Source organism: Mucilaginibacter sp. P1_D10, assembly GCF_056406215.1.
In genome coordinates this window covers 70,554-91,686 of the sequence record NZ_JBFUAP010000013.1, presented here as the reverse complement: position 1 = coordinate 91,686, position 21,133 = coordinate 70,554, and the positions used below count along the sequence as shown (strand labels likewise).

Genomic DNA, 21,133 nt, shown 5'->3' with positions numbered 1-21,133 from the left:
ATGCCGTTAATTTGTATTTAAATGCAAGGTTAATATTCGGTTAATGAAGGACCCTAGTTTGTCGTTAGTGACAACACCAACGAGCGCAAAACTCATCTCGTTCTCTGAAACTGAAGTCTTTTAAAATACTTTTAGTTAATACTTGATGTAATAATTTTTTTCTACTACGCAGATAGGTTGCGCATTAAACAATTTCCTTTGTAGAATTAAAATTATGAGTATGGACGAAATGGCATCAAAGTTATATAGCCTGATTGAAGAAATGGCTACGTATGGAAAAAAATATGTAGATCTAAGTGGCGAGATAATTAAAGCGGATAACCAAAATATGTATACGATGGATTTGTTGTCAACAGCAATCGCTAACAGAGCAATCCAATTAATCAATGGATTTCATCTGTTAATTAAGGATGAAAATTACTTGTGTGCAATTCCATTAATTAGATTACAATTGGATAATGCACTTCGATTCTACGCTTTTTTTCTTGTTAAAAGCAGGGATAATTTATTCAGCCATTTTATAGAAGGAAAACCTATCAATAGGTATAGGGATATTAAGAATAATCTTTTGACAGACAATTATTTAGCAATAAATCTCGACAAGTTGTTCAATGGAGTATTGGAAACTTACAAAAATACTTCCGGTCATATCCATTTAAGCGATCAGCATTTGTTCGCGACAAAGGAACTTCGCACTGATAAGTCAAAACCGATTAGAGTAGCTGTTGGCCCAAAAACAGATTCATTTTCGTTAGAACTCAAAATGAATTTTGCTTCGGCAATGAATGAAGTTAGCGATCTCGTGCTAATACTTTTAAATCAATGGAAACTTGAAAAGGAGAGCAAATCCCAACAATGTATAATAAATGATGGAAAGGATTCGATAGGCTTTAATACTCTGCTGATATGAAAAAGGGAAAGATTAATATTACTGAAGTAAAAGTCATGGAGCAGCTTTATGGACTCCTCGAAAAGGAAGCGTTATTGTTGACGAGAAATCATCAAATAGTTGATGTACTGGTAGACTATAGAAATCAAACGGAAAATACGGAGGAAAAGCAATTAGCTCAGTGGGAGTTGGAAGCTTTTCTATTCGGCTTTCACGGTGTCGAACCGTTTGTTTATAGTACTTCCTCCGGCGCCGAGCCAGGCATATTCAGTGAGTTTCCTGAGTTGGATAATTTCCAGTCGAAAGCTTTTGAATATTTGCAGAGCCGGTGCAGCGAGGCTATCAATCCCGTTTTATCGGCTCGTTATCATCACCTAATCTGGCGTGGCCCTAAAGGCGTGAAAAATAAGGGTTTTGCAACTCGTGCTATTGAGGGCTACATGTTTCAAATTCCGCTTTATCTGCAACAATTTGACATTGATGCTGATGACCACAATCTTTTACAAATAAGTCAATTACTTGATAGGCTGATTTCCCTTTGCGCGGAAACTAAGTTTAAGGTAGATGAACTTAAAGTATTGATATCCGATACCTTGTATAAAACACCCATAATCCCTTTTTACATCAAAGACTCACTATTGGGGACCATGCTAGAGACTAAAGCTTTATTTAAACCAGCAGACTTCAATGGCGCATTGCAGATTTTTGAAACCGAAATAGCGAATCAGGCCAATAAAAAAGATAAATTTTTATGGACACATGGTTATTTTGAGAATGCGATAAAGCTGGCTATAAGGCTGGGCACTGACGTGAAAATCTGGCATGAGGGATTAGGTGATACGCATATATACATCGCGGACGGCGAAACTAAGCCCGAACGTAATTGGTTGAAAGCAAAAGCTCTCAGCTCAGCGATAGCAGCTTACAGAAATGCAGGTCACACGGAAAAACGAAAACAGGCCGAGCAAGCATTGTTTGAACTGAAACCGGAAATCAAGCTTACTAAAGTTCAGATATCTGCGGGCGAAGAGGAAGTTAAGCAATATGAGGTATTGCGGAAGCATGTCGAAAGCGAATGCAAAAAATTATTGCGACGAACTCCTGATGAAATTTATGCAAGTTTGATCGAAGGCTGGTTTTTCCCCAATGCTTCAAATATTTCCAAAAAGGTCAACGGGATTAAATTCACTTTCGAATTCTTTACTATGGTTCAATTTGACAATAACAAAAATATCAGAACCAATCACGACGACTCAGTTGAAGATAAAAAATTTCATGAGGCTTACAGCAAATATCTTCAGTACTACACTTTGCAATATCTTCACAACGTTTTTGTTCCGGGTATTAAATCGGGCCAGCTAAATTATCGTAACTTCTTAGGGTTCTTAAAAAATCATACTTGGTTGGGTGAGCCTTACATCGAAACAGATTTGTCTGGTGATAATATATCGTTTAATTGGATTTCAATGCTGGCGCCCGCCATTGTTGAATATTTTGTACAAGTTCAATGTTGGGTTTGGGGTGCAGGGTATACTCCAAGCTTTATGCTTTCAATCGATAGTTTAACTTTGAAAATTGAGGGGTTGCTCCGAAATTTTGCAGAACGTTTAAATATTTCCACGACAGTTGCCGGTAAGAAGGGGACTCAGGAAGCCTACTTACATAATGTTTTGGATGACGAACGTATGCAAGCGTATTTTGACAAGGAAGATGTTCGGTTTTTCAAATTTCTTTTCGCGAACGAAGGTGGTATAAACCTACGTAACAATGTAGCGCACTGCCTTTATAACGTCACCGATTATTCGCTTGATAAAATGCATTTACTCATTGCGGCGCTTATTCGTATAGCGAAATATCAGGTTCTAAAGGAGCAATAATTAATTTTGATAGGGGAAGATTTATAAATATCCAGATCTGAAAATGCATTTGGAAGCAGGGTCTGTTTTAGCGTCGACTTCCCTGCCCCATTACTTCCGGTAATGATAAACAACTGGGGTTTATCCTGCGAGGGCATACTTCTTTCTCACCGCATCCGACTCCTTGCGGTTGAGGGCTTTTACCAAAACACGGGGGATTTCTATATTGCGCTTGTCTAATTGTTCGATACAGATACGGCCATCGGGATATTCATAATAAGCCTGGTCTTCAGGCAAAGTATCGTCAAAAATTAAAAAAGCATAACCTTTTTTCAAGTCTTCCTCGCGTAACCGTGTTATCACAGATCGTAAACTGGCTACCTTAGCTTCATAAAGCTTTGCAACCGTTTGGTAGTTAGATGCGTCGAGCGGCGCAATTGATTGCGTAAAAAGAGATAATTGACTGTTGGAGGATTTGTTCGACATGCTCACAAAATTACTAGTCTGAGTAGATAATTACTAAGATACAAATGTATGAAGCAATATACCAGACAAAAAGCTATTTTTTATGCCTTTGTTGCCCTTATACCCCACAAAACCTGATCACATCCCACCCGCAACACAATCCTATCGCCAAAATTAAAAGGCCACTCACCTCGCGTGAATGGCCTTTTGCAATTCAATTAACTGATCTTATAATTCGACAAACGATTATAACTAAGTAACAAACCTAGCGGTAATATATCAGCCTTAATGTGCCATATTCACCAAAACTACCTGTACAAAAAATGCCGGCTTTTTTAGGGCCGGCATTTTTAATTGAGGGGGTTTGCGTTTAGTAATGATCATCCGCATCAAAACGGGTGCGCGCATAGCCACCTATTTTGTGTACGGTGCCTGGTACCGGGTCGTCATCAAACTGTATCTCCATGTAAATAGAGTCGGTTTTGGTTTTTGTGCCCGGTGCAGTAGCCGCCTTTGGCAAAATTTTACCGTTTAAGATGGTGAATTTACTGTCGTAATCCTGGTTGGCAATGTTGGTGCCCGAAAATGTACGGCTGTTTACATCCACAGCTACCTTACCCTTTATTTGCCAGAAGGGTTTCCCCGTAGCCGAAGTAAAACCATCATCAACCCACATACTGTCGGCTTTGTTTGAAGCAGTGTTGTAGGTAGATATGGTGTAGTAGCTATCGTCGAACGTACCGGTAGGGTCGGCACCGCCATCTAGTTTTACCCAAAATTCGCCGGACAGGTTTTGAACCGCCGTGCCGCCTATTTTTTCATCCTTTTGGCAGGAGTTTAAGGTTACTACGCCAAGCGCAGCAGCCAGCAGGCAAAATATCGTATTTTTCTTTTTCATTTCAATTGCATTAAATTTTATTAAACGTTCTTACCGAAGCACCATAACCAGGATTCACGATGACCATTTTATAGCTGCTAAGCGTACCGCCTGCACCGGCAACAGTAGATTCTGAAGAAGAGCTGGTAGAACTACCGTCGCTTGCATTTTGCTGCGGAATAAATATGGTGCTGCCGGTTGGGTTAAAAACAATCACCGTAAGATCGGTACCCGGCGCGCCGCCCGGGTTAAATACCGAGTAAACGCCTGGTGCCAGTTTGGTCCACTCGGCTACCGAGCCGTTGGTGTTACGGGCGTAATTGCCCGAGTAGTCGTTACCCTGTGCACTTGCATCTGTTGAATAAACAATTACGTGCCTGCTTGCGGTTGCTGAAAAACCATCGGAATTTGTTGCCGTATAGGTTACGGTATAAACACCAGCTGTATTTACATCTACGGTGGTTGCGGTTACCGGTACATCGGCGTCGCCTGCTTTGGCAGTTGCGCCCGGATCGGTAAAAGTACCGCCTTTAGTAACCAGCATATAATCGTCTCCGGCAAGGGTGATGGTTGGATAAGTAGTGATCTTGGAGCCGCCAACGTAGCCCTCCTTGTAATTAAATGATTCTTTTTGACAAGAGAAGAGTAAAACCCCTGCCAGCATCATCACCATATAACTTAAATATTTTTTCATGATCTTGATAGTTAATGTTAATTGTTTGGTAATCCCCACCATACGGGTGTGGTAATGGGCACTTCGGCAGGGGTGTTTGCGTTCCTGCTTCTTTCAGAATCCGGGTAAACCAGGCGTTTTGGAAACTTGCCACCCGTTACACCGTTTTTAGAGTAAACCCATTGCCCGGCAACGTAACCGGCATCTAACGAATAAACGGGGCTGTGTTCCGGGTAACCGGTACGCTCCTGGTCAAAAAATCCTTCGATGGTATGCGAATTTGGATACGATGCCCATTTTTGGTAAATGATAGCGCGTAAGTTGGCCTGCAGCGTACCGTTGGGGTAGGTGTAAGCAGCGCCGGTTGGGGCGGTTAAACCATACTGGGCAAAAGCTGCCTGTACGCCTGCGTTGAACAGCGATGCTGCGCTTCCGCCTACATTGTAGCGTGCAGCCGCTTCCGCCTGTAAAAAGTATGATTCTGCAGTGGTAAGGAAGTAAACCGGATCTGTTGCCGCAAATTTAGGCGCGGTAGCACTGTAATAACCCGGCTGGGCAGATTGCGGTGCATTGTAGTAGCCCTGGTCGATAGCGGTTGGCGATGCGGTGCCGAAATAATTGGTAACGCGCGGGTCGTCATTTGCGGTTAACCAGCTGGTGAAGGTTTTGCTGGCACGCAGATCGTTTGCACCCAGGTTAAACACGGTGTAAGCATAGATAGGGTTACGTTGATCTGTTGCATCGGTAAAAACATTTACGCCGGCATTGGTATCCAAAAAGTCGGCCTGCGCTGCGTATAAAGCCCTTACGCCTGCTTCAGCATCCTGCGGATGGGTGTTAACCATTCGCAAATACATTTTCAGTTTAAGCGTATTGGCAAATTTGCGCCAGTTATCCATATTGCCGCCAAATAAAAAATCGGCTTTGGCATCGTTTGCAATCAGGGTAACGTTGTATTTGGTAGCCAGTGCTGCATCTATCTCGGCCAGTAAGCCTTTATAAATGGTAAAGCCGTCGTCGAATTTGGGCTGCAGATTCGCCGCTCCCTGGAAGGCTTCGGTATAAGGCACCTGGTCGTACAAGTCTACCAAAACCTCGTAGGTGTAGGCCTTCATAACCGTTGCCATCAGGTAAAAAGGAAACTGACCGGCATCTTTGGCTTTGCTGATAGCGAGCTGATAATCGGGCAGTGCGCCACTGAATAAGCCATTGTACGTGCCGTTAAAATCCTGGCGTTGCAGGTTATACGAATCGATGGTTTTAAACTGGTTGGCAGCCGGCGACTGTGTCCAATACTGCGACCATATACCGCCGATAATATCCAGTTCGCCGCCAATATTGCCTGCTGTTGATAAAACTGCCGAAGGGAACAATACCTGTGGGGTGGCTTTATCTATAGATGGGTTATTAGGGCTAACATTGATATCATTGATCTTACTACAGCCGAAGGTAAGCGAGGCGGCAGTAATGGCGACTAATGTTTTTAATTTGATATGATTGATCTTCATGATGATGCTTTATTTAAAATGTAACCTTAAGTGAAGCGCCATAGTACCTTAATGGTGGCGCGGTCCTGAATTCACCGTATTCACTGGCAAGGTCGGTGCCGTAGTTAGACACTTCCGGATCCACTACGTGGTTACCGGCAGGCAACCAGGTAAACAGGTTACGGCCATATATACCAATAGAAGCTTTTGATGCGCCTATTTTTGATGCCAGCGTTTTAGGGAGCATATAGTTTAACGTAACCTCCCTCAGTTTAATAAAACTCCTGTCGAGGATGTCTCTTGACCATGCCTGCGCTTTGTTAGAGGTGGTGTAGTAATAATCATCGGTATTGGCTTCTGTTATTGGGGTGGTATTTTCTACGTAGGTAACCTTGCCGCTGCCATCAGTAACCGCCTGTACCGAGTTAGGTACGATGAAAGGGTTACGATCATTGTAGGTAGTTTTCGGATCGGCGCCAACAAAGTTCAGCAGATCGGCCGTGCCCGAATAGAATTTGCCGCCTTTATCCCATTCAAATGTAAAGCCTAATAAAAAGTTCTTTACGCGGATGCTGTTGCTCAGGCCCATCACAAAATCGTGCTGGAAGTTGCCGTATGTGCCGTTTTCTGCAGCAGCAATAGGGTAGCCCTGGCCATCTACCACAATGTGCCCCTGCGGATCGTATTGCGGAACCGGCGCCTGTAATAAACCTAAAGGCTGGCCTTTAACCGCAACAAACTGGCCACCGTAACCATCTGAGTTTAGGATAACTTTATCCAAACCATCTGGCAGGCTAGTTACAATGCTGCGGTTTTTAGAGAAGGTGTAAGAAAGATCCCAGCTTATATCCGTTGTTTTTACCGGGCTTGCGTTAAATGCGATCTCGATACCACGGTTACGAACCGAACCAAAATTTACCAGTTCGGAAGTATAGCCCGTACCCGGTGCAATAGGTACAGCAAGTATCTGGTCCTGGCGGGTACGCTGATAAACGGTCACATCTAAACCAAGGCGGTCGTTCAGGAACCTGAATTCGCCACCCAGTTCAAACTCTTTAACACGCTCGGGGCGTAAATTTGGGTTGAGCAGCGTATTGCTGATAGAGAAACCCGGTACGCCCTGGAAAGGGAACGCCAGGTTACCAAAGCCTAAACCTACGTTGGTAGCCGTTAAAATGTTGTTGATGTTGTAGGGATCGGTGTCGCTACCGGTTTCGCCATAGCTACCCCTTAATTTGATGTAGCTTACAGCCGAGTTCTTGATATCAAGTGCCTGGGACAGGATATAAGAAATATTTGCTGCCGGGTAAAAGTAGCTGTTGTTACCCGTAGCCAGTGTAGATGTAATATCATTACGGCCGGTTAAGGTTAAGTACAGGTAATCGCTGTAACCCACGGTACCCTGCGCGTAAAAACCCACTAAACGACGGTGGCTCTCGGCCTCTGCGCTGGTTGGCTTATTTACACTGTTTGAGAGCTGGAAGAAGCCCGGAATAGCCAAACCTTCAATAGAAGTACTTAAGGTACGTGCACCACGGTCGTTGTAGTTGGCACCTATAAGTCCGTTAAAATCAAATTTTGAGTTGAATCTCTTTACGAAGATACCCTGTAATTTAGTGTCGTATTCATAGGTCTGGAAGTTGTCTTCCTCTACGCTGCCAACATCAGGTTTTCTCGATTGCCCCTCTGTGTTTGCGCCGCCAACCCAGCTGCCCGGCGTAGGTGTATTGGTATTATACCAAATACGTGCCGATGAATTATTTACATCAGCGCTTTGCTGTAACTGTAAAGTAAACCATGGCGTAAACTTGTAATTTAAGTTCACGTTGCCGTACACGCGATCGCTTTTAGATTTGCTTCCGTTCTCGTTTAAGTTGTAATACGGGTTTTCTGCATACGGGGTGTAATAGTTATCTACGTTGAAATACATGTTCTTGTAATCGCGCAGATCTTTAATGGGGATATCGCCCGGTATTTGTAAAACGTTTTCGTAAAAAGTTGTACCTACACCGGTTGGGCCCTGGCCTGTGGCCACAAAGTTGCCGTTTTTGGCAACGTAGTTTAACGATGCATCGGCCGAGAAGTTTTTGTAGGTAGTTGTTCCCCTTAACGAGAAGTTGTTCCTTTTGTAGATATCTGCATCGCCCGGCAAAATGCCATTGCTGTAGATGTTGTTGTAAGAAATAAGGTAGGTAGAAGCATCTGTACCACCGCTAACGGTTAGGTTGTTGTTAAGTTCTACGCCGGTATCAAAAGAATTCCTTACGTTGCCATCTATAAAAGAAAAAGGCTTTAACAGTTGCGTATTATCAACAATAGCTCCCCATGGGCGTAGCTGCCCATCGTACTTAGGGCCCCAGTTGCCGTTTTCGCCCAATACAAAATGAGCATCCCAGCCCTGGCCAAAAGTTTCCTGCGGCTTGTAAACAAAAGCCACATCGGTAAGGGTGGTACCGGTAGAAAAGTCTATCACCGGCTTGCCCGATTTTCCTTTTTTAGTAGTGATGATAACCACACCGTTAGATCCGCGCGAACCGTAGATAGCGCTCGCTGCCGATCCTTTCAGGAAGCTGATATTATCGATCAGGTTAGGGTCGATATCGTTTGCGCCGTTACCAAAGTCGAAGTTATCGCTCGAGCCGCTACGCGCATTGCTCAGGGGCACACCATCAATAATATATAATGGTTGGTTGTTACCGCCGATAGAAGTGTAGCCGCGCAGGATAACCTTGGTAGAGCCGCCCGAACTACCGGAAACATTGGAAATGTTAACACCGGCAATTTTAGCCTGTAAACCGCCTAAAGGGTTTATAGCTGCCGAGCGGTTAATTTCGTCGCTCTTTACGGTTGTTTGTGCGTAACCCAGCGTTTTTTTCGCTTTGTTAATACCTAAACCGGTTACTACCACTTCGCCCAGCTGTTTGCTGTTTAAAGTAAGTACCACGTTAATAACGTTGCCCTTTACCACAACGGATTGGGTATCGTAACCTAAAAAGGAAAACAGAAGTACGTCGCCATCCGCGGCTTTAATGGTGTACTTACCATCAACACCGGTTTGGGTACCGATGGTTGTTCCTTTAACGGAAACAGACACAGCCGGTATGGTTGTGCCGTCCTCCCTGGCGGTGACCGTACCGGTAACGGTGCGGCTTTGTGCAAATATTTGTGTTGTATAAAACAATAAACACAAACATCCGAGTAGAAGTTTTTTCATCTAATTAATGTTTTATGATAAATGTGAAAGCAGGTGCCAGTTATTGGCATCAGCCATGAATTGGCAATTATAGACTTTGCCAAATGCCGGCAATGTGCCGAAATCACCATTTGCACCGTCTCGCAAGGCGCGGAACGGTAACAATGCTGTTATGTAGAAATTGCGGTTGCTTCGATATCAGGCAGATTGCCGGTACGCCATTGGCGTAGTATTCATCTTCTTTTTAAACAGGCGGATAAACGAACTCGGGTTTTCAAATCCAACGGTATTTACGATCTCATTAACGGGGCATTCGGTTTGTTTAAGCATCAGCCGCGCTTTATGAAGCCGTATATCGGTAAGGTATTGGTGAGGGGTTTGGCCAAATGCCTGCTTAAAAGTGCGTAGTAAATGATTAACCGATAAGCAGGAATTATCGGCAAGTTGCTCTAAATGGATGGGGCGGTCAAAATTACTATACAGGTATTCGCGGGCCAGGTTAAGGCGACGGATCATTTCTATACGGGTGCTGCGGTTCAGAATGTGCAGTTGCTCCGCCTTTTGATAGATCTGCCGGTTGTACAAACTGTGGTAGGTAATTAAGCAATGATGTAAATATTCGTTAATCAGCAACTCATTATCCAGCCCTTCGTCCAGGTGGTTTTTCAAATGCAAAACCGTGAGCTTCAGATCGCCATTAAAGGGATAAAGTGTTTCACCTAATTCGGGCAGCGTGCCGTTGTTTTGCTGCACATCCAGCAACTGCCTGGAATTTAGCCGTACGCTTCTGTTAAAATCAGCAACAAATTTTTCGTCGAAACTGATAGCGAACGATCTCGCCGGTATTTCAGAACCGGAGCAGCTTGCGTATTGCGTTCCCTTATTCAGCACCAGCATCGAATCGCTGTCCAAAAGCAGGCTGCGGTGGCCAATACTGCATTTTTCGTTACCGGTAAATACACAGCGCATGGTAAGGTCAGCTGCTAACTGCTTGTCGGTACCAATGTAAAATGTTTTGTGCGCTATCTTATTGTTGTTTCTAAGTACCTTTAAGTAATCCATATCCACCGTTTTTAGTTAGCACTGTAATCGCGTTCTTCTATCAATACCCAGCGGTTACCCGATGGGTCATTAAAGGCTGCGGCAATTCCTGCCACCGTGTATTCAGGTTCGCTCAGGAACTGTATGCCGATGTTTTTTAACTCGAAATGGTCCTTTAAAAAATCCTGCGTATTGAGTACAACGGTGCTGCCAGCGATGCTATGGCCATCGCCTTCTATCACAATAAGTTCGGGACCTGCGTTGTCCCGGGTAAGTATAACACAGTCCCGCTGGCTCAACGTCTTTGTCCGTTTTAAAATCCGGAAGCCAAGTTTATTTGTACAAAAGTCTATTTCGCTGCTCATGCTGTCTGCATAAAGCGTAACGTATTTTAGTTCCATTCTTTGATCATTAAATTGAAAAGGGGGCTAGCCGTAGGGGACTATATCCCTTGGGCTTTAAAATTCAAATTCAAAATCGGCGTAACACAGATATTTACAATGGGTTATGCATCAATTAGTTTAGGATCAGTAAATTTATTTTCAGTTAAATTAATTTCGGGGTGCAAAGATTAATAACTTTCCAATCCATTAAAAGCAGAATTGTGTTAATTATTGCTTAATAATTGATTGTATCCAATATTTTACAGCACATTTAGCATGGTAGCTTAGCGCGCAGGCAGGGTGCCGCAGAGACGGTAAGAGGAGGACGTATTACCGCTGATGCTGAGAAAAAGCGCATAGCATGGAGACTCTTTATCACCCTCTGAATCAGGCTGGAATTTCCTGGAAAATCACAGCCGAAATATGTTCAATTATTGGAAAAAACTGGAAATCCTTTTGCAGGCGTTTAGCTTATACAAGCCATTTTTATGCATAAAAGGCGTTTTTTTCAGTTTACCTAAAAAATATCCGACACCAATGAAAAACGCAGAAAAGCACCGAAAAACGCAGATTTTTTAAGGTTTTTTACGGAGTTTGTGGCAAGTGCCCGGGCGATTATCTTCGCGTTTACCCCATCCGGGCCGGTATCATTTTACAGATTTACCCCCGATTTTCTATAAAATAAAGTTGGACAAACGTGCCCGCCCGCGCTCGCCTTCCCACCAAAATTTTTGCGCCGTTTGGCAAGTAATGCTATCTTAGAGCAATCGAGAGAGCAGGCCGCGGCTAAAACCAATGAACAAATTACCTACCATAAAAGAAATCGCAAAGCGGCTTAATGTATCGGTATCTACGGTATCGCGGGCACTGCGCGATCATCCCAGCATCGGCCTGGTGACCACCATGCGGGTGCAAAAGGTGGCCAAAGAGATTGGTTACGAGGTAAATCGCTCCGCCATTTACTTCAAAGAACGCAAAACGTATTCTATAGGAGTGGTATTGCCCAGTCTGTCGGAACCGTTCTTTTCCGCCGCGCTTACCGGGGTGGAGGATGCTGCTGAGGCTAATAACTATAACGTAATCATCGGGCAGTCGCTGGAGAATTTCGAGCGCGAGAAGCGGATAGTGGAGAACATGAAAGACCATAGGGTAGATGGCATCCTGGTTTCGCTAACCAAAGAAACCTCCACTTACGATCATTTCGACAACCTCAAAAAGTACAATATCCCCGTAGTTTTTTTTGATCGCGTGCCCAATAAACGCGATATCAATTACGTGGCATGCAATCTGCATTCGGGTATGTTGCAGGCTATCAGTAAGTTGGTTAGCATGGGGCACAAGCGCATCGGGCTTATCAACGGCCCTGCCAAGCTCGCCGCAACCCGGCAGCGATTGCAGATATACGCCAGTTGCCTCAAAGAAAACCAGCTGGTGCTTGAGCAGGATATCATCGTATCTACCGACTTATCTAAAGCAGGCAACCTGAAGGCTATCCATAAACTCATCGCGCTGGACGAATCGCCCACGGCGGTTATCGTATTCAATGATTACGTTTTGCTGGATTGTATTGCCGCCGTTAAAGCCGCCGGCCTTGCGGTAAACAGCGATATCAGTTTCGTGAGTTTTGCCAACCTCCCAATCTGGGAATACATGGACAGCCTGCCGCTGGCCTCCATAGAACAGTTTGCTTACCGCCAGTCGACGATGGCGGCAGAGTTCCTTTTCAAGCTCATCAACAACGCTGCAATCCCCGGCGCAGCCGAGCTCCCTTTGCTGCAACACATCATCGATTCGGAGATGGTGCTGTATCATTCTGCCAAATAAATCGTTGCCCAATCCCTCTTTTTGCAGGTTAATATTGCCGTCGAGACGCTTTTACGCAATAATTGTTGGTGTTTTGGACAGGCGCATGCATTTTACGCAAACGGTTGCGTGAAAATTACACAAACGTTTGCGTAAACCTGCGCAAACGGTTGCGCCCATGCGCAGGCCCCCGGCCCACGGGAGGCACCCATACGTTAACAGTTTTTTTACCCCAACTTTACAAATACCAATCACTGTATTAATTATTTAAACAAACTCACGAGATATGATCAGAAAACTATTACTCATTTGTTGTTGTATCTTTTTGGGCACCCTGGGCAGCTTTGCCCAGGGCCAGAAAGTTACCGGCCGGGTTACGGCCTCGCGGGATGGATTGCCCATGCCAGGCGTAAACGTGTCTGTTAAAGGCGGGGGCAGCGGCACCGTTACCAACGTAAACGGTGAGTTTACGATAGGTGTGCCAAACGGCTCATCAACCTTGCTGGTTAGCTTTGTGGGCTATCTGCCCAAACAGGTAAATGTTACCGCAGGGCAAACCAACGTTGCCATTACGCTTGACGAAGACGTGCAGGTACTTAACGATGTTGTTGTAGTAGGTTACAGCAGCAAAAAGCGGGACGAGCTTACCAGTGCCGTTACCGTGGTATCGGCCAATAAGCTAAAAGATGTTACCGCAAACAACATAGGCACCATGCTGCAGGGCAAGGTTGCCGGTTTGCAGGTGGTGAACAGCTCCGGCGCGCCGGGCTCTGCGCCCGAGATTAGGCTGCGCGGCGTATCATCGGTAAACGCCAACCAAAGCCCGCTGTTTGTGGTAGATGGCATCATAGGGGGGAACTACGACCCTAACGATGTGGAAAGCATCACCGTATTGAAGGATGCAGCTTCTACCGCGCTTTACGGTTCGCAAGCTAATGCGGGCGTTATCATCGTAACTACCAAAAAGGCTAAACAGGGCGAGACGAAGTTCGAAGCCAAGGTATCAACCGGTTTCCGCACGGCCGATTTCGGCAAGCTGGATTTGATGAACAGTAACGAGCTTTACGATTACCAAAAAGAATTTTACCGCGACTACATCGTGGGCGCTACCGACAACTCTTATAAGATAGACCTTATTAAGTTCTACTCGGAAAGGCCGCAATCGCTGCGCAACCAGGACTACGACTGGGCGGGCGAATCGTTTAAGTCGGCACCGATATATAATTTCTACCTATCCGCCTCGGGCCGTACCGAAAAGAACGACTATTATGTAGGTGCGTCATACTATAAAGAGAAAGGTACTTTCTTGAATACCGATTTCCAGCGCATCAACCTGCGCGCGAATTCTACCTACCATTTCTCGAAAAAGTTGGATATCACCAACAATATCAACCTCAGTGGCGCTATGGGCAAAAGCTACGATTATATGGATGTGTATTACTCGTTCCTTAACCTGCCCTGGGATAACCCTTACGATGCCGCCGGCAACCCTATTTATGTAGACGGCAACTCAACGTTCAAATGGTGGTCGCGCGATAAGATAAACCCTATCAATACCGTACAGAACTCCGAACACAGCTATAAAGGTTTCGACGTTAACTACGACCTCGGCATCAATTACCGCATTACCAACTGGCTTACCTTCGCCAGCACCAACAGGGTGGCGGCAGGTTTCAACAAAGGCGTAAACTTCGTATCGCCGGTGGCTGCGGGTACTTACCACGGCACAGGCTATATCGACGAATCGAACACGCTTAACTACGGCATCGTATCTAACCAGTTGCTTAAGTTCGATTTCCGCCTGGGCGACCATGCCATCAGCGGCTTCGCCGGCGCAGCTTTCGAGGGCGGGCAAACCGAATACTCGGGCGCATCGGGCAAGGGCCTGCCGGAGGGCCTGAGGGTGCTCAACGTAGTATCCAATAACCAACTGGTAAACGGCTCCAACAACAAAGCATACCTGCAATCACTGCTGTCGCAGCTTAACTATGGTTATAAGGATAAGTACTTCCTGTCGGCTTCGTTCAGGTACGATGGTTCATCGGCCTTTGCGCCAAGCAAACAGTATGGTTCGTTCCCATCGGTATCAGCCGCATGGCTGGCCAGCAAGGAAGATTTCCTGGCCGATAACAGCATCATCAGCAACCTTAAATTAAGGGCCAGCTATGGTGTAACCGGTACGCAGGATATCGGCTCTTCGCGCTACCTGGGGCTATACTCACTTACCACGCAGTACAACTCGCTGGTTGGCGCCGTACCTTACCAACTGGCCAGCCCAACCCTTACCTGGGAGAGCAAGCACCAGATAAACGTAGGTGCCGATATAGGCCTGTTTAAACGCGTTAACCTTACGGTAGATGTGTACCGCAACAATACCAAGAACCTGTTGCTGCAGGTATCGCAGCCGCTATCGGTTGGCTTCGAAACCAAGTGGGAGAATGCGGGTAACGTGATCAACAAGGGTATCGAGGTAGGCATCAGCTCTGCCAATATCCAGACTAAAGATTTTGAGTGGAACACCGATTTTACTATCAACTTCAACAGCAACAAGCTTTACGGCCTGCCGGCTAATATCGTGAAAACCGGCTCGTGGAGCATATCGCAGATATACCGCAACGGCGGCAACCTGTATGAGTTTTATATGCCTAAATGGTTGGGCGTAGATGCGCAGACAGGCGCGCCGGTTTGGGAAAAACTGATATACAATGCCGAAGGCAAAGCCGTGGCCAGCGAAAAAACATCTGATTATTCGCAAGCCACTACGCAGGAAGTAGGCTCGGCCCTGCCAAAATTCCAGGGAGGGTTCAACAACAGCTGGCGCTACAAAAACTTTGGCCTGCGCGTAAGCACTTACTTCAATTACGGCAACAAAGTGTTCAGCAACAACCTGCGTTTTATGATGAACGATGGCCACGAACCATACTACAACCAGATAAAACTGCCCGCTGGTTCCAAGATTTGGAGCGGCCCGGGCGATACCCAAGCCATCGAACCGAGTCCGCAAAATTCGGCCAACTCTACCGAAACATCTACCCGTTACCTTAAAAACGGCAGCTATTTTACCATCAGGAACATTGCTTTGAACTACACGCTGCCAAAGACTTGGGCTAAAAGCATCAATATGGATGGCATAACCGTTGGCCTTACGGCCGATAACGTGGCTACTTTCTCCAACTTTTTGGGGCAGGATCCGCAAACCACCATACAGCCGGGCAGCTTTGCTACCCCGGGCGTGTCAGATTTCAAGTATCCTAACAACCGCCAGTATCTGTTCACCGTTAACTTTAACTTTTAAACAGACTGCTTAGCACGTAACAATATGAAAACAAAGATAACCACGCTGATCACCATAGCCCTCATAGCGGCAACCAGCTGTAAGAAATTAGAGGTTGCCCCCAGCGATGCCATAAGCACCGGCACCCTGGTAACCACTACCGATGGGCTCACCAATGCCCTTAACGGCGCTTACGCCCTGCTTAAAGACCATATCGAATTCAACGGTACGGTTGACCAGAATAACATGTACTTGCGCCAGTTTTACCACCTGAGCGATTTTGCGAGTGACGATATCGTTTGCGGCCAGGTAACTACCGACCCATTGTACTACAGCTTTACGCTGGGCCATTCGCCTGCGCAGGGCAATACGCGCTACTTCTGGTACGTATCGTACAAAATCATCACCGGCGTAAATACCGTGATAGATGCGGTAGAAAAATCGGGCAAAACAGATGCGGCAACCAACCAGTTGCTTGGTGAATGCTACTTTTTGCGCGCGTTTTGCCACTTTAACCTGGTAAGGCTATTCGGTAAACCCTATAGTGTAGACCCTACCGCCCCCGGCGTAATACTGCGTACCAACTTAACCGACGAATCGCAAAAGGCACGCTCTACCGTAAAAGAAGTTTACGATGCGGTTACTGCCGATGCCGAGAAAGCCGCCGGACTGATGACCCAGCCACGCGGCGTTCAATACGCATCGCAGGAAGCTGCATGGGCATTGCTTGCCCGCGTAAACATCTACAAGGAAGATAACGCCAAAGCTTTGGAGTACGCCAATAAAGTAATCAACTCGGGCAAGTTCCAGTTGGCTACGAAAACTACTTACCCAAGCCTGTTTGCCAATGCTAAAACCAGTCCGGAGGTAATCTTCTGCGTAGCCTTTACGCAGACAGATGACTACGGCAAATTCGGCTCTATCGCATCCATGATTTACTCAGACGGTAACTCTGGCTGGGGAGAGGAATATGTTTCCTCTTCGCTGCGCGATTTAATGTCGGCCCACCCCGAGGATGTGCGCTGGTCGTACATATCGCCTTCAAAAGATGCCGGTGGCGTGGTTCAGAAAAAGAACGGCGTAGAAATGTACTACATCACCAAGTTCTCCTTCCAGGATGGCAGGCCCAACTTGAGCTCGCCTATTATGTTCAGGCTGGCCGAAATGTACCTCATCAAGGCAGAATCTGAAGCCAAAACCGGCGCTACCGCAGCAGCATTGGACGATGTGGACATGATACGCAAGAACCGCGGCCTGGAAGGTGCATTGTACAACAAAGTATTGCCCGGCGGTAAAACCGCGCTGGATGTGGTACTGGACGAGAAACGTATTGAGATGGCTTTTGAAGGCCAGCGTACTTACGATGTGTACCGCAACAAACGCTCGCTCGATAAAACTTATTGGGGCTACCATATTGCCGGCTTAAAAGAAACCGATATCGACCTGAGCAAAAAGCCAACGGGCTATGCCAACCTTACCGTGCCTTACACCAACGCCAGGATAATTTATTACCTGCCGGTAGATGAGATATTGAGCAACCCTAAAGCCACGCAAAATCCATAAATTACGATAACAGGAATCAAAAAATATATACTGAAATGAAAAGTATCAAAACGCATTTATGCCTGATGTGCCTCGCCCTGGCAGGTACATTCATAAGCTCCTGTAAAAAGGATAATTACGTACCGCAAACCGACCTGGCTTACGACGTAACGGTTGATGGCAGCACGGCCACCTTTAAAGTAACCACCACCGGCGTAAGCAATTATAAATGGGATTTTGGCGACGGCACCACCTCTACAGATGCCAGCCCAACCCACACTTACCCTGGCAAAGGCAAATACGTGCCTACGCTCACCGCATCGGTAAACGGCAAAACGGCAGAATCGTCTACCGTGCTGCGTATTGCCAAAACATCGCCGGTGAAGATTGATGACGGCACCCTGGCCGATTGGGCCACGGTAACCAAGTTCGTTGTGCCGCTGGGTAGCAAAAAAGGCATCTTCCAGAATGTGAAGTTCGATTACGATGGCAACTATATTTACCTGTACGGCGAAATGGCTGGTCAAAAAGCCGATGCCAACATCTTCGACATCTACATGGATTCTGACAACGATGCCGGTACGGGTCTGCTTACCGGCACATTCACCGGCGGCGGCTACGATATACTGCTCGAAGGCCAATTGCTTACCTCGGGCGTTGATATATTTTACCATACCGGTGCGCAAACCGCGTTTTCGTTCGATCAGCAGTCGATAGCCGAAGCCTATACTGTGGGCACGGTAAAAGACGAGGGTGGCTCGGTGAAGTTTGAGGTGCGCATTGCGCGTGGCAAGCTGAAAGGCCTCACCGGCTCGGGCTTGCGTATCGCTTTACAGGCTATTAAAAACGACTGGAGCGTAGTGCTTGGCGATGCGCCTGACGAAGGTGGCGACAGCTACTTTCTGGATATGAGCGAATAAGCAAGCAGGCAAAAAAGAGATATACACCCGGCACCCAAAGAATGACCACCAACGCAATTGCTGATAAAGCGGCGAACGGCCGCCTTGCATCCCTTGATGTGATGCGCGGCTGCATCATGATACTGCTCTGCGGCGAAAGCTGCGCGGTTTACGAAGCGATAAAGCACGTAAACCCCGCGCAGCCTGCCACAGGCCTTATCGACCAGTTTTTCCATCACCCATGGCATGGCCTGCGTTTTTGGGATCTGGTACAACCTGCGTTTATGTTTATGGCAGGTGCCGCTATGTATATCTCTTATAGCCGCAAGGCGCAAAAGGGTATCAGCGCGGGCAGTAATTTAAAGCATATGTTGCTGCGCTGCCTGCGCCTGTTCATCTGCGGCGTGGCATTGCATTGCGTTTATGCCGGCCGCCCGGTGTGGGAGCTTTGGAACGTGCTTACGCAGCTAGCATTCACCACGCTGCTGGCCTACCTTATTATCAACCGTTCTTTTGCGTTCCAGGCTGGTTTTTCGGTGGCGTTGTTAGTCCTTACCGAGGTGCTTTATCGCACCATATTGATGCCTGGCTTTGACCAGCCCTTCGTGGAGGGGCACAACTTCGGCTCGTATATGGATACCTTGCTGATGGGCAAGATAAACACCGATGGTTGGGTGGCCATCAACTGCATACCTACGGCGGCGCATACCATTTGGGGTGTACTGGCGGGAAAGCTGCTGATATCGGTCCAAACGCCGGCTTACAAGATAAAAGCACTGGTTATCGCGGGGCTGCTTTGCCTCGCCATCGGCTTCGGGTTGGATTTGGCGGGCATAACGCCTATCATCAAACGCATCAGTACCAGCTCGTTCGCATTTGCTTCGGGCGGTTGGGTGCTGCTGATGCTGGCCGCAACCTACTGGCTGGTAGATGTGAAACAATACAAACGCTACGCCTGGGTAGCCACCGTAATGGGCATGAACGCCATCTTCATCTACCTGTTTTTCGAAACGGTGGGTGTGCAGTGGGTTAACCATGCGGTGAGCATATTCAGCGGGCAAATGCTTAGTCTGTTCTTCGGCCTGCCTGCGGGCATAGCGGCGGTGGTATCTGCTTTGGCTACATTGCTGGCCGAGTGGGGCCTGTGTTACTGGCTATATAAACGTGGCATTTTTTTCAAACTTTAAAAATATTCAGATAATGATAAAACAACTCACACGATATGGTATGGCTTTGATTGCAATGGCAACGTTGCTGGCGCCATCGTGCAAAGATACCGACCCCGGCCTGGTAAAGGTGGAGAAGATAAACGTTACTTATGCCGAAAGCACCGAGGATTTCCCCAACCCCGAGCGCGGCTTCTACCGCTATTCTGAAACGCATTCCAGCAGTTATACGCTGTTGAACGTGGATGAATTGAAGGGCTACCGCTCGCTGGAATCTATCGAAACGGCTAATTATAAAGTGTTGAGCACGCTGGTGTTCCGCTACTACGTGCTGGATGATGTGCTGAGTAAACCCATCGCCGCATCGTTCCTGGATAATCTGGCCAAGGATTTTGCCATTGCCCGTGCGGCAGGCGTAAAGCTTATCCCGCGCTTTGTTTATACCACTACGGCCAAACCCGGCGGCTGCGCAGAAGGCTTTATTTGTCCGCTTTACGGCGATGCGCCAAAAACCATTATCCTTAACCACATTGCGCAACTGAAACCTGTCTTGCAGGCCAATGCGGATGTTATTGCCGCAGTGCAATTGGGTTTCATTGGCGTTTGGGGCGAGCAATACTATTCAGATTTCTTTGGCGATGCTTCGTCCAACGCAACGCAGGGCAAGCTTTTAGATGCCAACTGGCGCGATAGGATAGAGGTAATAAAAGCCATGCTGGATGCCGTGCCCGCCGATAGGATGTTGCAGGTGCGCTACCCGCAGATAAAGCAGCGCTTCATCTTCGGCGTAAACGCGTTGATTACTTCCCCGGCGCTTACCGAGAGCCAGGCCTTCAACCAATCGGATATTGCACGCCTGGCCTATCACAACGATTGCCTTTTGGCCAGCAGTAACGATTTTGGCACTTACGAAGATTACGGCAACAGCTCCAGTCCGCGCAATTCTGATGGCGGGGTGTTGAAAACATTGAAAGATTACTTTAAAGCCGATAGCAAATTTGTGGCCGTAGGCGGCGAAACCTGTTCAGACGGGTACAGCCCAACCAACGATTGCGAACCCGGCGGCCAGGTACAGGCCGAATTAGCCGCACTGCACTACAGCTTCATCAATGCACACTACAATACCGAGGTTACCAACGATTGGCAGGACGGCGGCTGTATGGACAACGTAAAACGCAACCTGGGCTACCGCTTTGTGCTGAAAAGCGCTGTGCTGCCCGATAACGTGGTACACGGTACCAAAATGGAGCTAACGCTGAATATCACCAACAAAGGCTACGCGTCGCCGTATAACAAGCGTACAGCTAAATTGCTGTTGCGTAATAAGGCAACCGGCGATATCAAATCGTTTGACCTCGCTTCCGATGTGCGCAAATGGTACAGTGGCGACAACAAGATTATCGAAAGCATAGAAATACCTGCCGATATGGCCGCAGGCGATTACGAAATGTTGCTAAGCCTGCCCGATGCTTATAGCAGCATCGCCGCCCGCCCCGAGTACAGCATCCGTCTGGCAAATACCGATGTTTGGGAGGCTGCAACCGGCTACAACAAGCTGAACCACACCGTAAAAGTTAACTGATAG

At 46.9% G+C, this 21,133-nt stretch carries 15 protein-coding genes; 8 read left to right on the top strand and 7 right to left on the bottom strand.

Annotated elements, in window-relative coordinates:
* Window positions 1-214: 214 nt before the first annotated feature.
* Window positions 215-910 carry a hypothetical protein gene (locus tag AC1DYT_RS20110; protein WP_477471315.1) on the top strand — a complete coding sequence of 232 codons (696 nt, stop codon included), beginning with the start codon at window positions 215-217 and terminating at the stop codon, window positions 908-910.
* On the top strand, window positions 907-2,766 hold the full coding sequence (locus tag AC1DYT_RS20105) for a DUF4209 domain-containing protein (protein ID WP_477471314.1): 1,860 nt from the start codon (window positions 907-909) through the stop codon (window positions 2,764-2,766). The genes AC1DYT_RS20110 and AC1DYT_RS20105 overlap by 4 nt, the downstream gene beginning before the upstream one ends.
* Before the next feature lie 120 nt (window positions 2,767-2,886).
* On the opposite strand, the gene AC1DYT_RS20100 is transcribed toward AC1DYT_RS20105, so the two are convergent.
* The 7 genes from AC1DYT_RS20100 to AC1DYT_RS20070 all read right to left on the bottom strand — a co-directional run bounded on the left by AC1DYT_RS20100 (window position 2,887) and on the right by AC1DYT_RS20070 (window position 10,882).
* Window positions 2,887-3,231, bottom strand: coding sequence for an RNA-binding protein (locus AC1DYT_RS20100; protein ID WP_477471313.1), 345 nt, complete (start codon window positions 3,229-3,231; stop codon window positions 2,887-2,889).
* A 349-nt stretch (window positions 3,232-3,580) separates the two neighbouring features.
* Window positions 3,581-4,108, bottom strand: a complete 528-nt coding sequence (locus AC1DYT_RS20095) for a lipid-binding protein (protein ID WP_477471312.1) — start codon at window positions 4,106-4,108, stop codon at window positions 3,581-3,583.
* 10 nt (window positions 4,109-4,118) lie between these two features.
* Complete coding sequence (locus AC1DYT_RS20090; RefSeq protein ID WP_477471311.1) at window positions 4,119-4,781, bottom strand: DUF5011 domain-containing protein; 663 nt, start codon at window positions 4,779-4,781, stop codon at window positions 4,119-4,121.
* A gap of 17 nt (window positions 4,782-4,798) precedes the next feature.
* Window positions 4,799-6,268 carry a SusD/RagB family nutrient-binding outer membrane lipoprotein gene (locus AC1DYT_RS20085; protein ID WP_477471310.1) on the bottom strand — a complete coding sequence of 490 codons (1,470 nt, stop codon included), beginning with the start codon at window positions 6,266-6,268 and terminating at the stop codon, window positions 4,799-4,801.
* 13 nt (window positions 6,269-6,281) lie between these two features.
* Window positions 6,282-9,461, bottom strand: coding sequence for a SusC/RagA family TonB-linked outer membrane protein (locus AC1DYT_RS20080; protein ID WP_477471309.1), 3,180 nt, complete (start codon window positions 9,459-9,461; stop codon window positions 6,282-6,284).
* A 177-nt stretch (window positions 9,462-9,638) separates the two neighbouring features.
* The gene (locus AC1DYT_RS20075; RefSeq protein WP_477471308.1) at window positions 9,639-10,502 is read right to left on the bottom strand and encodes a helix-turn-helix domain-containing protein; all 864 of its coding nucleotides are present in this window, start codon (window positions 10,500-10,502) and stop codon (window positions 9,639-9,641) included.
* An 11-nt stretch (window positions 10,503-10,513) separates the two neighbouring features.
* Window positions 10,514-10,882 (bottom strand): VOC family protein, encoded by a 369-nt coding sequence (locus AC1DYT_RS20070; RefSeq protein ID WP_477471307.1) that lies wholly within the window; start codon window positions 10,880-10,882, stop codon window positions 10,514-10,516.
* Window positions 10,883-11,659: 777 nt separating this feature from the next.
* Here AC1DYT_RS20070 and AC1DYT_RS20065 point away from each other — a divergent pair.
* The 6 genes from AC1DYT_RS20065 to AC1DYT_RS20040 all read left to right on the top strand — a co-directional run bounded on the left by AC1DYT_RS20065 (window position 11,660) and on the right by AC1DYT_RS20040 (window position 21,130).
* A complete protein-coding gene (locus AC1DYT_RS20065) occupies window positions 11,660-12,688 on the top strand; it encodes a LacI family DNA-binding transcriptional regulator (protein ID WP_477471306.1) in 1,029 nt (342 codons plus the stop codon).
* Window positions 12,689-12,953: 265 nt separating this feature from the next.
* Window positions 12,954-15,962 carry a SusC/RagA family TonB-linked outer membrane protein gene (locus AC1DYT_RS20060; protein WP_477471305.1) on the top strand — a complete coding sequence of 1,003 codons (3,009 nt, stop codon included), beginning with the start codon at window positions 12,954-12,956 and terminating at the stop codon, window positions 15,960-15,962.
* Window positions 15,963-15,986: 24 nt separating this feature from the next.
* Window positions 15,987-17,504, top strand: coding sequence for a RagB/SusD family nutrient uptake outer membrane protein (locus AC1DYT_RS20055; protein WP_477471304.1), 1,518 nt, complete (start codon window positions 15,987-15,989; stop codon window positions 17,502-17,504).
* Between the two features lie 35 nt (window positions 17,505-17,539).
* The gene (locus AC1DYT_RS20050; RefSeq protein WP_477471303.1) at window positions 17,540-18,403 is read left to right on the top strand and encodes a PKD domain-containing protein; all 864 of its coding nucleotides are present in this window, start codon (window positions 17,540-17,542) and stop codon (window positions 18,401-18,403) included.
* Between the two features lie 41 nt (window positions 18,404-18,444).
* Complete coding sequence (locus AC1DYT_RS20045) at window positions 18,445-19,569, top strand: acyltransferase family protein (protein WP_477471302.1); 1,125 nt, start codon at window positions 18,445-18,447, stop codon at window positions 19,567-19,569.
* Between the two features lie 13 nt (window positions 19,570-19,582).
* A complete protein-coding gene (locus tag AC1DYT_RS20040; RefSeq protein ID WP_477471301.1) occupies window positions 19,583-21,130 on the top strand; it encodes a DUF4832 domain-containing protein in 1,548 nt (515 codons plus the stop codon).
* Window positions 21,131-21,133 lie beyond the last annotated feature (3 nt).